Origin of the sequence: Brevibacillus sp. RS1.1, assembly GCF_013284365.1 — a bacterium.
GTDB lineage: Bacteria > Bacillota > Bacilli > Brevibacillales > Brevibacillaceae > Brevibacillus > Brevibacillus brevis_D.
The window spans coordinates 292657-305443 of record NZ_JABSVA010000003.1 but is presented as its reverse complement, the minus strand read 5'-3'; the positions used below and the strand labels follow the sequence as shown (position 1 = coordinate 305443).

The window sequence follows — 12787 nt, the reverse complement described above, 5'->3', positions numbered from 1 at the left end:
AATGGCGGTAGATCAATCAGTAAATGAGTTGTTTCGACCTAGAGCTCAAAAAGCAGATGGACAGATCGCCCAGATGCGACCGAGCCTGACTCATTTTCAACAAGTAGCGAGAAAGCTCGTTAGAAACAAGCTGGCCATGGTGGGTTTGACCCTGATTGTTATGCTGATAGCCATGGCGATCATTGGTCCACATCTCGTTCCGTACAGCTATTCCGATCAGAGTCTCTTGAATGCGAATCAGGAAATTTCGAGCGAGCATTGGTTCGGAACAGATGAGCTAGGGCGCGACATGTTTTCACGAACATGGTACGGAGCGCGGATTTCACTGATTATCGGAATATCGGCAGCGTTAATTGACTTGGTCATCGGTGTGACCGTCGGCGGTATTGCCGGATACATGGCCGGTCGAGGCAAAAAGGGTGACCGAATCGATACCATCATCATGCGATTGATCGAGGTCTTATACGGATTGCCATATCTGCTCGTGGTGATCATGCTGATGGTTGTCATGGAGCCTGGAATTGTTACCATTATCATCGCATTATCCGCAACCGGTTGGGTAGGGATGGCTCGTCTCGTTCGGGGACAAATCCTGCAATTGAAAAACCAGGAGTTCATCATGGCAGCGCAGGTACTGGGTGCCAAATTCCCTCGCATTTTGTTGCGCCACCTGATTCCGAATACCATTGGAGTCATTATCGTGAACTTGACGTTTACTATTCCGTCGGCAATATTTGCAGAATCTTTCCTCAGCTTTCTGGGATTGGGTGTGCAAGCGCCAATCGCTAGCTGGGGCACGATGACTAACGATGCACTCGGCGTCATTTTGACAGGGGATTGGTGGAGACTTTTCTTCCCGGCCTTGATGATTTCATTGACGATGTTTTCCTTCAACGTCTTCGGTGATGGCTTGCAGGACGCATTGGACCCAAGAATTCGCGAGTAACCTCGCCACGAAGATAGGAGGATCAGACATGGCAGATCATTTGCTACAAGTAGAAAACCTCCGCGTACATTTCAAAACATACGGTGGAGAGGTACAGGCTGTACGGGGAGTTACCTTTCATGTTGATCGTGGCGAGACGCTTGCGGTAGTGGGAGAGAGCGGTTGTGGAAAGAGTGTAACCGCCCAAGCGATCATGGGCTTGATCCCGAACCCGCCGGGAAGAATCGTGGATGGTCAGATTCGTTTTGACGGAAAAGTCATCACGGGGATGAGTAAGAAGGAATTGCTATCGGTTCGTGGAGCTGAGATCGGGATGGTCTTCCAGGACCCGATGACGGCACTGAATCCGACGATGAGGGTCGGCGCCCAAATCGTCGAGGGATTTGTTCGTACTCAGCAGGTTAGCAAAGAAGAGGCACGTAAAAAAGCGATGGAGATGCTGCGATTGGTCGGTATCCCCGATCCGGAAAAACGAGTGGATCAATACCCGCATGAGTTTTCCGGGGGAATGCGGCAACGTGTCGTCATCGCGATTGCACTCGCCAATAATCCAAAGCTCGTCATTGCAGATGAACCGACGACAGCATTGGATGTAACGATTCAAGCACAAATCTTGGACTTGCTCCGAGAATTACAGGAAAAGCAGCAACTCTCCATCGTGATGATTACACATGACTTGGGTGTCGTAGCCGAAATCGCGCACCGGGCCGTGGTTATGTATGCAGGAATTGTGGTGGAAACAGGCAAGGTAGAGGATATTTTCGCAAATCCGAAGCATCCGTACACATGGGGCTTGATGCGCTCCCTGCCGCGGATCGATGGCGTGGAAAAGGAACGACTGGTACCGATTGAGGGAACACCGCCGGATTTATTCCACCCGCCAAAAGGGTGTCCGTTCGCTCCACGTTGTCAGTTTGCGATGGAAATATGCGAGCAGCAAATGCCGGACGCTTCCACATTCACTGAGGGTCACCAAGCTGCATGCTGGCTACATGATCCACGGGCACCGAAGCTGGAAGAACTGGTGGCAGTAGGGAGGCAGACGTAGATGAGCCAAGCGTTGGTTGAAGTCAAAAATCTAAAAAAGCATTTTGAGATAGGGAATGGAATTTCGCTAAAGGCAGTCGACGGTGTGACCTTCACCATTCATCGCGGGGAGACGCTCGGACTAGTAGGGGAGAGCGGCTGCGGCAAATCGACATTGGGCAGAACGATGATTCGCCTCTATGAAAATACAGATGGAGAAGTTTTGTTCAAAGGCAAAAATGCACATCGCTTAAAAGGAAAAGAGGCAGAGCAGTTTCACCGCGACGTCCAAATGATTTTTCAAGACCCGCAAGCAAGTCTGAATCCGCGCATGACCGTCATGGACATTATTGCGGAGGGCCTGGATATTCACGGCTTGTCCCGTGGTGCAAGAGCGGATCGGGTCAAAGAATTGTTGGAGCTGGTTGGTTTGTCCAAGGAACATGCGAACCGATTCCCTCATGAATTCAGTGGAGGCCAAAGGCAGCGGATAGGGATTGCCCGAGCACTTGCGGTCGAGCCGGAATTTATCATCGCGGATGAACCGATTTCGGCGCTTGATGTGTCGATTCAAGCGCAGGTTGTGAATCTACTGGAAGACTTGCAGCAGGACAGGGGTCTGACTTACTTGTTTATCGCCCACGATCTGTCTATGGTAAAGCATATTTCCACTCGAATCGGAGTAATGTACCTCGGCAAAATGGTAGAAATGGCAAACAGCTTCGAGCTGTACGCAAAGCCACTTCATCCATATACACAAGCGTTACTGTCCTCCATTCCGATTCCTGATCCGACAATCAAGCGGGAGCGCATCATCTTGCAGGGCGATTTGCCGAGTCCTGCCAATGCTCCAAGCGGTTGTGTTTTCCGAACAAGGTGCCCAAAGGCCATGGAGCAATGCGCGGCACAGATTCCTGAATGGCAGGAAGCCGCACCAAACCATTGGGTCGCTTGTCATCTCTATCAGTAGTTCGATTTTCTATCTTAATATATAGGGGGAAACAACGTGAAGAAATTAGCTGCTTTTGCCCTGTCGCTCTCGCTCGTCATTCCGGCTCTAGCTGGTTGCGGTGGTAGTGGCGAGTCAGCATCAACTGGAGGTACCACTACCCCAGGCGCTGCTGCCAAACAAGAGGTTGTGTTCAATGCCAAGTCTGAGCCGCCAGATTTGAACCCACTCACGTCAACCGATACGACGTCCTTCTGGATCATGGATCATTTGGGCGAAGGTCTGTACACCAAGGATAAGGATGGCAATCCGATCTTGGGACAAGCCAAGGAAGTGAAGCTGTCAGATGACAAGCTAAAGTACACATTCATTTTGCGCGATGATGTGAAATGGACAAACGGCGAGCCAGTGACAGCCGAGGATTTTGCTTTCACGTATATGAAGCATCTTGATCCAGCAACTGCTTCGACTACGGCTTACTTGCTCTATTACATTAAAGGAGCAGAGGCATACAACAAGGGCACAGGAAAGGCAGAAGATGTAGGTATCAAGGCCGTAGATGCAAAAACGCTCGAAATCGAGTTGGTTGCACCTACCTCGTACTTTGACAAAATGCTCGCTACCCGTTACTGGCACCCAATCAACAAGAAGCAAGCAGAGGCGAATCCAAAATGGGCAGCAAATGCGGACAGCTACATCTCCAACGGCGCTTACAAGCTGGTTTCCTGGAAGCATGACTCTGAGCTCGTGGTAGAAAAGAACGAGCATTATTGGAACAAAGCGGACGTAAAAATGGAGAAGATCACCTGGAAAATGGTGAACGACGCCACGACTGCTTATCAGATGTACAAGAGTGGCGAGCTCGACTTCAACAAAGAGATGCCGTCTGACATCCTCGCGCAAGAAAAATCGAGCCCAAACTTTAAATCCGTTCCTTACTACGGTACGTACATGTACATGTTTAACGTAACAAAAGAACCGTTTACGAATAAAAAGGTTCGTAAAGCTTTCGCCATGTCGCTTGACCGTAAAGCGCTGTCCGAAATGGTAAGCCAAGGTGGAGAGACGCCAGCTTACTCCATGGTTCCGCGTGGTGCGATGCAACCAAACGGAAAAGACTTCCGCGAAGAGGGTGGAGACTACTTCAAAGAAGATTACGAAGCGGCGAAGAAGCTGCTGGCTGAAGGTATGCAAGAAGAAGGCTGGTCCACACTGCCAGAAGTTACACTCATGTACAACACCGATGAAAGCCACAAGAAAATAGCGCAAGCGATCCAAGAAATGCTCAAGAAAAACTTGGGCGTAGAAGTGAAAATGACCAACCAAGAGTGGAAAGTATATCTGGATACAACCAAACAAAAGAACTATCAAATGGGCCGTATGGGCTGGGTAGGCCAAATCAATGATCCTTCATTTAACCTTGACTACTATTTGGGTGAAAGCCCGAACAACCGTACGGGTTGGGTGAACAAAGAGTATGATCAGTTGAATATGGCCGCAAAAGTTGAGCAAGACCCGAACAAGCGTATGGAATTGCTCCATCAGGCAGAAGCCGTTTTGATGGATGAAATGCCGTTCATGCCAGTCTACCACTACCAGCAAAACTATTTGGTGAAACCGAATCTGGAGGGTCTCACTTTCCCAGTCAACGCGTTCCCAAGCGCTCGCTGGGCAACGAAAAAATAGAAAAAAAGAGGAGCAATCTCCTCTTTTTTCTCTTTACATAATCCAACGAACATCCAGCAAAACAGGAAAGGATGATTTCTCGTGATTTTGGACTATCTGCAAGTGAAATCCGCGTATCAATTGAAGGTGGTACCGGAGCGTAGAGAGATTACCTTTTTAACGAAGCTGACAGGTATCGCGCAGTTGTGGCGCTGGAATGAAGAGTCCAACCGCTCGGAGCAAGTGACCTTTTTGCCTGATCGAGTAGTAGAAGTTGCCCATTCCCCGTGTGGGACGAAAACGATTGTCGGTATGGACAACAAGGGAGACGAGCGGCAGCAGTTCTTTTTGCTAACGGAAAATGGTGCAGTTGTGAAGCCGCTGACAGACGCTCCTGATTATTTTCACTATTTGGGTGGCTGGTCACCTTGTGGGCAAAAGATCGCGTGGTCCAGCAATCGTCGCAATCCGCGCAGCTTTGATATTTTTGTACAGGATGTCGAGAGTGGCGCGTATGAAGAAGTCTTCCGTTACGATGGGCGCACCGATCCAATCGGCTGGCTGCCAGATGGGAGAGGACTCATTTTCAGCGTGCAGGAGACCAACATTGACAATTGCCTGTATTTGTTGAATCTGCAGACGAAGGAAGCCCAAAAGCTCTCCATATGCAACAAACATGCGCGCTATCATTCCTTGGTACTGTCTAAAGACGGCCAAACGGGATATCTCGTAACCGACCGCGATGAAAATACGAAAGCGTTGTGCCGCTTTTCACTCCGTACAGGAGAGCTGGATAAACTGGTGCACGACCCGAAATGGGACATGGAGGCGACCCAATTATCCCCAGATGAGAAGTTTCTTGCCTTCACGATCAATGAAGGAGGCTACTCCGTTCTTGCTCTCTATTCCTTGACAGAACAAAGCTGGAAGCGGGTAGAGGAAGCACCACGTGGCGTAATCTCTTCCTTGGCGTGGGTGAATGATGATCAGCTCGCCTATACGTTGAAAAGTCCTACACTTCCAGGTGATATCTGGACGTACACCCTTTCGGAGCAAACCAGCCGGCGTGTGACAAACATTGGTCAATCTGATGCTCTGGAGGATAAACTCATCGAGCTGGAATTGTGCACGTTTCATTCTTTTGATGGCTTGGAAGTGCCGTATTTCCTTTATGCCAAAGAAACATCTGAACCTACAGAGAAAAAACCAGTCGTCGTCTACGTCCATGGCGGGCCAGAGAGCCAAATTCGACCGGAGTATCATCCCGTTTTTCAATTTTTGGCGAACGAAGGCTTTACGGTGGTAGCACCGAATGTTCGCGGCAGTATGGGCTACGGTCGGGAATATGTCCAGCTCGATGATCGCCGCAAGCGGATGGATTCTGTAGCAGATTTGGCATGGCTGGTCAAAGATTTAAGCAACCGCCCAAGCGTTGACCCGAATGCGATCGGCATCATGGGCCGTAGTTACGGAGGCTTCATGACACTGGCTGCGCTTACGCATTACCCTGACCTGTGGGCCGCGGGTGTTGATATTGTGGGGATTTCCCACTTCAAAACCTTTCTGGAGAACACCGGGGAATGGAGAAGGAGATTGCGTGAGGTGGAGTATGGGTTCCTCGGCGAAGACGATGACTTTTTTGAAGAAATTGCTCCTTTGAATCATTCGCATAAGATCACGGCCCCGCTTCTCGTATTCCATGGGCGCAATGATACGCGTGTTCCTGTCAGTGAAGCAGAACAGCTCGTAGCAGACATGAGAGGCAGGGGGCAAGAAGTCGATTTGCACATCTTTGAAGATGAAGGTCACTTTACCGAAAAGCTGGACAATCACATCACGTTGAATCAAAAGATTTCCCAGTTCTTTTTGGAGCAACTCGCATCCACCAATAAAATCGAGGAGTGATAAGCATGACGCAAGCAAAAAGAGGCATAACGGCTGAAGATTTGTATCAAATGCGGTACGCGAGTGATCCGCAGCTATCACCAGACGGAAAAACGCTTGCCTATGTAGAAAATCAAATCGATGAGTCCCACGCTTATCAAAATCACTTGTATTTACGAAAATTGGATGTAGATGATCCACTGCCCTTGACGTCTGGCTCCCGCGATACCTACCCGCGTTGGTCGCCTGATGGTTCAAAGATCAGCTTTGTCTCGAATCGATCAGGAAAACCACAGATTTGGCTGATCGATGCAAACGGAGGAGAGGCTAGGCAGCTCACGCGTTGCAAAAACGGCGTCAGCAATCCGACTTGGTCACCTGACGGCAAATATATTGTCTTCTCGTCGATCCTGGATGAAGGGGAAACATTCGCAGACCTGGAAGGAGCAGAGGAGAAAGAAAAGGCCAAAGCCATTCATGTCGGGAGAATGAAGTACAAATCCGATGATCTTGGTTTCATTTACGAGAAAAACAAACAGCTGGCTATTGTTCATGTAGAAACAGGCGAGGTTACTCCACTCAGCGATGGCCCATACAATCATACAATTGGCTCCTGGTCGCCGGATGGAAAATGGCTCGCCGTTACGGCGAATCGTTCAGAAGACCCTGATTTTCAGCACGGTGTTGATGTTTTTATCATTCCTTCTGAAGGGGGAGAATGGAAAAAGCTGACCAACAGCAAAGGGATTTTTGCCTATCCGACCTGGTCATATGACGGTAAGAAGCTAGCGTTTATCGGAAGTGAATCGGACACGCATTTGTACGCAGCACAGAAGCGCATCTGGGTATATGATTTCGAAAAGGGCGACTATTCTTGTATCACAGCGGATTGGGACGTTCAGGTTGGCGATTCCACCATCGGAGACATGCGCTCGCCAGGTCACCCGAATCCAGGTGCTGTATGGACAGCAGACGGAAGAGGCATGTATTTCATCGCCAGCGAACGAGGAAATTCTGGCATTTATCACGTTACGCTGGACGGTCAAGTCACGACTGTTGTAACGGGCAATCGGAATATTTACGGCTTTTCGCTGCATGAAAACGAACAAACGGTAGTTGCTGCCATCAGTGATCCGTCTACGCCAGGCGACTTGTATCAAGTAAGTTTGAAGGACGGAGAAGAAAAACGTCTAACAGCGCTGAACGAAGAGCTATTTGCGGGCATGGAGCTCCCAGTTCCAGAAGAAATAGAGTTTGTCGCAAAGGATGGCTGGAAGCTGCACGGTTGGATGCTCAAGCCTGTGGGTTTTGAAGAAGGAAAAAAATACCCGATGGTTCTGCAAATTCATGGCGGGCCACACTCCATGTATGGAAATACGTTTTTCCACGAGTTCCAGCTGCTCGCTGCAAAAGGCTACGCCGTACTCTATACGAATCCGAGAGGGAGCTTTGGCTACGGAGAGCATTTTGTTCAGGCATGCTGCGGTGACTATGGAGGGAACGATTACCGCGATTTGATGACGGCCGTGCAATTTGCATGCGATCATTTCGATTTTGTCGATGAGGACCGCTTGGGTGTCGCAGGCGGTAGCTATGGTGGCTTCATGACGAACTGGATCGTCGGTAAAACCAATCGATTCAAAGCGGGCGTAACCGATCGGAGTATTTGCAACTGGGTTAGCTTTTACGGTGTCAGTGATATCGGTTATTTCTTCACTGCGGAGGAGATTCAGGCAAATCCATTCACGAATCCGGAAAAAATGTGGCAGCATTCACCGATTCGCTTGGTGGAGAACATCGAGACGCCTCTGCTGATCATGCACGGCGAACATGACTACCGGTGCCCAATCGAACAGGCCGAGCAGCTCTATGTAACATTGAAGCATCAAGGCAAGGCTCCGGTATCGTTTGTTCGTTTCCCGGGTGCCAGTCATGAGCTTTCCCGCAGTGGTGATCCCCAGCAACGCGTGTTGAGACTGCAATATACGACAGATTGGTTTGACAGCTATTTGGTTGCACACCAAAAAGAGAAAGTCGAAAAGCCATGAAATGCCAATAGGAGGTGCCCGATTATGAACAAAGAACAAGTGATGGGTATCGTGCAAGAAAATTTGCCGCATGCAATCGAGAAGCTGAAGCAATATTTGCGTTTTCCTACCGTATCCGCACAGCATAAGGCCATCCCAGAAACGGTTGAATACGTGGTCAAAATGATTCATGAGGTTGGCGGTGAGACAAAGGTACTTGACAATCTTGGCGGCAATCCAGTCGTGTATGCGTTTTTTGCAGCAGGCAGTGAGGGAGACGCCAGCAAAACGCTCCTCTTTTACGATCACTACGATGTTCAACCACCAGAACCGTTTCATGAGTGGAACACGGAGCCGTTCGACCCTACGATCATCGATGGAAAACTGTATGCGCGTGGTGCTGCCGATAATAAAGGTGACCTTGTTGCCCGTCTGACGGCGATTCAGATTTTGCAGCAGCAGGCAGGCGGTTTGCCTTGCAACATCAAGTTCCTGATCGAAGGAGAAGAAGAGATCGGCAGCCCGAATCTGGAGCCATATCTCCGAGCGTACAAGGAGCTTTTCCAGGCGGATGCCTGCATTTGGGAATTTGGTGGAAAAGACGAAAATGAGCGAATCAGCATGGTTGCCGGGATCAAAGGAATGGCGTACTTAGAGCTGACCTGCGTTGGAGCAGAGATCGACATGCACTCCTCTGTCGGTGCGTATGTAGACAATGCAGCATGGCGCCTCGTACAGGCATTGGCGACGATGAAAAATCAGCAAAACGAGATTTTGGTAGAAGGCTTCTTCGACGGGATCGAGGAACCGACAGCGGATGAAAAGAAAGTCGTTTCCGAATTGCCGTTCAGTGAAGAGGCGACAGCAGCGCTATACGGTTTGAAACGCCCACTGATTACCGCAGCAAGCCAAGTGGACCCACGAGAAGCCATGGTTTTTCACCCGACCATGACCATTTGCGGTCTGGATAGTGGCTATACAGGAGAGGGCGCGAAGACAGTACTGCCGAAAAGCGCGAAGGCCAAGCTGGATTGCCGCCTTGTCCCAGGACAAGATCCACAGCACATCATGAATTGCATCGAGCATCATTTGGAGAATCATGGTTTTACGGATATTACCGTCACCATGATCAACGGACAAAAAGCGTATCGCTCCGATTTTCATCATCCATTTGTTGCTCACGTACTGGATACGGCTCGCGTCATTTACGATCATGAGCCAGTGCTTTCGCCAAACGCCGCAGGCACAGGTCCGATGTATATTTTCGGTGAACAGCTGAAGCTTCCGGTTGTTAGTACAGGGGTAGGCTGGGTTGGCTGCAAAGTACATGCGCCGAACGAATCGATCCGTTTGAAGGACTTCGAGGAAGGAATTGCCCATATGGTTGTCATGCTCTCTGGATTTGCCAAAGCGCTGTCTAAGTAGCAACCAAATAGCGAAAAGGGGACCTTTCGGGTAAAAAGGTCTCCTTTTCAATTTGGCCCCCCTTGTAGCACTTCCAGAGTGGACTTTGCTTTTGTAAACCATGTACAATCGTAAAGGAAAGTGTACATATATCTACAGGAGGCGAAATGCGTGAACAGCGATACACATCCATTCGAAATCGCAACCTTTGCAGGCGGATGCTTTTGGTGCATGGTCAGTCCGTTTGACAAGATGCCAGGCATTCAAAAAGTCGTCTCCGGCTATACAGGCGGTCATGTCGAAAACCCAACCTATGAAGAGGTATGCTCTGATACGACGGGACACTATGAAGCGGTCCAAATCACCTATGATCCGTCGCTCATCTCCTACGAGGAATTGCTGCAGATGTTTTGGAGACAAATCGACCCGACTGACGCTGGTGGTCAATTCGGTGACAGAGGTCAATCGTATGCGCCAGCGATCTTCTATCATAATGAAGAGCAAGAAAGGCTTGCGCAAAAATCCAAGCAAGAGCTAGATGCAAGTGGTCGTTTCCAAAAGCCTATTGCAACGCTAATTTTGCCAGCCAAGCCGTTCTATCCGGCGGAGGATTATCACCAGGAGTACTATAAGAAAAATCCGGTCCGCTACCAATACTATCGGGCGGCATCAGGCAGAGCGAAATTCACCAAGGAAGCATGGCGCGACCGTGCGAAGCAAGAAGAATTGAAAAAAATCTTGACCCCGCTTCAGTACGAGGTGACGCAAAATAACGGGACAGAACGTCCGTTTACGAATGAATTCTGGGACCACAAGGAAGAGGGCATCTACGTAGACATCGTCTCCAACGAGCCTTTGTTCAGTTCCTTGGACAAGTTCGATTCCAGCTGCGGGTGGCCATCCTTTACCAAGCCCATGCAAGAGGAAAACGTAACTGAGCATGTGGATTTGACACATAATATGATTCGGACAGAGGTTCGCAGCAAAGAGGCGGATTCTCATCTCGGCCACGTTTTCGAGGATGGTCCTGGAGAAAATGGATTGCGCTACTGCATCAATTCAGCAGCATTGCGCTTCATTCCGAAGGATCGCTTGGAGGAAGAAGGCTTCGGGGAGTTTAAGCAATTATTCGAAAAAGAATAGAGTGTGGACCGCCACTCTCTGGGAAACTTGGGAGAAGGGCGGTCTTTTTGCTACACATACAACGAGGGAAACATACGAGCATGCAGGGAGGGTCCAATGTACACACAGACATCCTTACACAGACGAATTGGACTGTTACTCGCAGCAATCATTGTCTTAGCAGGCTGTTCTTTCGGTCAGGAGCCGCCGCACAACAATCAGATCGCACCGACTCCCCAAAACGTTGCCGAGGGTGGGACATTAATCATTGTACGTATGTCGGATGCCGCAAATCTCGATCCCCATTTTATTTTGACGATCAATGAGGCGAGTGTTATCCAAGGAAAAGTGTATGAAGGGCTCGTCAAACGAGATCGGAACATGAACATTCAGCCACAGCTAGCAACGGCATGGAAGCAAATCGACGATCTTACTTGGGAGTTTACTCTCCGACAAGGCGTTGTTTTTCACGATGGGACTCCCTTTCAAGCTCAGGCGGTCAAGAAAACATTTGATCGTGTATTAGATCCGGCCGTGGCTTCTCCTCGAGCAGCCATGTTCGATAAAATAAAGCAGGTACGGGTCATCAATCCGTACAAAGTGCAAATCATTCTTCACAAACCATTTGCACCCTTGCTCTCTATTTTGGCCAGTCACGAGGGGAGCATCATCAGCCCTACAGCAATCGATAAATACGGGCGGGAATTATCGCAGCATCCGGTTGGTACTGGCCCTTATCGGTTTCAATCATGGGAGCATGGCAGTCAAATCACGTTGAGCAAAAATCAGTCCTACTGGGGCGAAGCCGCTACGCTTGATCATGTCGTCTTCAAGGTTGTTCCGGATGATGCGGCTCGCATCGCGATGGTCGAAAATGGAGAAGCACATATTGCAGAGTCCATCCCTGTCATGGAGCTGGATCGAATTCAAGCATCCAACCAGATGCGTGTGTACCGCAGCGATGCACTCGGGACGGAGTTTATCGGATTTAATGTAGCACGTCCACCATTGAATGATATCCGTGTGAGGAAGGCCATCAGTATGGCGATCGAGACGGGAGCGATCATTAAAGGGGTGTATAACAATGTGGGAACAAAGGCGAACTCACCGATTGGCCCGCAAGTGTTCGGTTACAGCCCAACTGTGAAAAGCTACCCGTACGACATCAACCAAGCGCGTCGGTTGCTCGCAGAGGCAGGCTATCCAGATGGTTTTCCTATTCATATGATTACCTACAACAGACGGGATCGAATCTTGGTTGCCCAAGTGATACGGTCGCAGTTAAAAGGAATCGGCGTCAACGCGGAGCTAAAAGTCGTCAGCTACGATGACTTTGTCCGAACCATTGAGCAAACGAAGGAGCATGAGATTTTTGTCAGTGGCTGGGGAAATGCAACCGGGGATGCCGACTATAATCAGTACAATTTGTTTCATACATCAGGTGGCGGTGCGGGCAACAGTTTTCAATACAGCAACCCCGAGCTGGATCGTCTCATCGAGGCTGGCCGTGTCGAGACAGATCCTGGAAAAAGACTCGCTATCTACGCAGAAGCACAAGAAGTGGAGCTGCAAGATGCTTTGGTTGTTCCGATTCGCAATCTGGAGAATTTGGCTGTGATTAGTAACCAAATTCAGGGCTTCTCCATCAGTCCAGCGGGTTACCTGAATCTCGATCAGGTCGTGATTTCTCAATAAAACATGTAACGAAAAGCCTATCAATTATGTCATAATAGGTACGTACTTTTTTACCGACATAATTGGATC

9 protein-coding genes are annotated in these 12787 nt (G+C 49.3%); all 9 read left to right on the top strand.

The window, feature by feature from the left end; all coding sequences use genetic code 11:
- Position 1 precedes the first annotated feature (1 nt).
- The 9 genes from HP570_RS11755 to HP570_RS11715 all read left to right on the top strand — a co-directional run bounded on the left by HP570_RS11755 (position 2) and on the right by HP570_RS11715 (position 12718).
- Positions 2-946, top strand: coding sequence for an ABC transporter permease (locus tag HP570_RS11755; RefSeq protein WP_173625886.1), 945 nt, complete (start codon positions 2-4; stop codon positions 944-946).
- 28 nt (positions 947-974) lie between these two features.
- The gene (locus tag HP570_RS11750; RefSeq protein WP_015890973.1) at positions 975-1994 is read left to right on the top strand and encodes an ABC transporter ATP-binding protein; all 1020 of its coding nucleotides are present in this window, start codon (positions 975-977) and stop codon (positions 1992-1994) included.
- Entirely contained in the window at positions 1995-2942 is a 948-nt protein-coding gene (locus HP570_RS11745) for an ABC transporter ATP-binding protein (RefSeq protein WP_015890974.1), read from the top strand.
- Between the two features lie 36 nt (positions 2943-2978).
- Entirely contained in the window at positions 2979-4607 is a 1629-nt protein-coding gene (locus tag HP570_RS11740; protein ID WP_173625885.1) for a peptide ABC transporter substrate-binding protein, read from the top strand.
- 81 nt (positions 4608-4688) lie between these two features.
- Complete coding sequence (locus tag HP570_RS11735) at positions 4689-6491, top strand: S9 family peptidase (protein ID WP_173625884.1); 1803 nt, start codon at positions 4689-4691, stop codon at positions 6489-6491.
- Between the two features lie 5 nt (positions 6492-6496).
- Positions 6497-8518: a S9 family peptidase gene (locus HP570_RS11730; RefSeq protein ID WP_173625883.1), complete on the top strand. Its 2022-nt coding sequence runs from the start codon at positions 6497-6499 to the stop codon at positions 8516-8518.
- Positions 8519-8542: 24 nt separating this feature from the next.
- Complete coding sequence (locus HP570_RS11725) at positions 8543-9922, top strand: M20/M25/M40 family metallo-hydrolase (RefSeq protein WP_173625882.1); 1380 nt, start codon at positions 8543-8545, stop codon at positions 9920-9922.
- A 150-nt stretch (positions 9923-10072) separates the two neighbouring features.
- Positions 10073-11044 (top strand): peptide-methionine (S)-S-oxide reductase MsrA, encoded by a 972-nt coding sequence (gene msrA, locus HP570_RS11720; RefSeq protein ID WP_173625881.1) that lies wholly within the window; start codon positions 10073-10075, stop codon positions 11042-11044.
- A gap of 96 nt (positions 11045-11140) precedes the next feature.
- Positions 11141-12718 carry a glutathione ABC transporter substrate-binding protein gene (locus tag HP570_RS11715; protein WP_173625880.1) on the top strand — a complete coding sequence of 526 codons (1578 nt, stop codon included), beginning with the start codon at positions 11141-11143 and terminating at the stop codon, positions 12716-12718.
- The last annotated feature ends 69 nt before the right edge of the window (positions 12719-12787 follow it).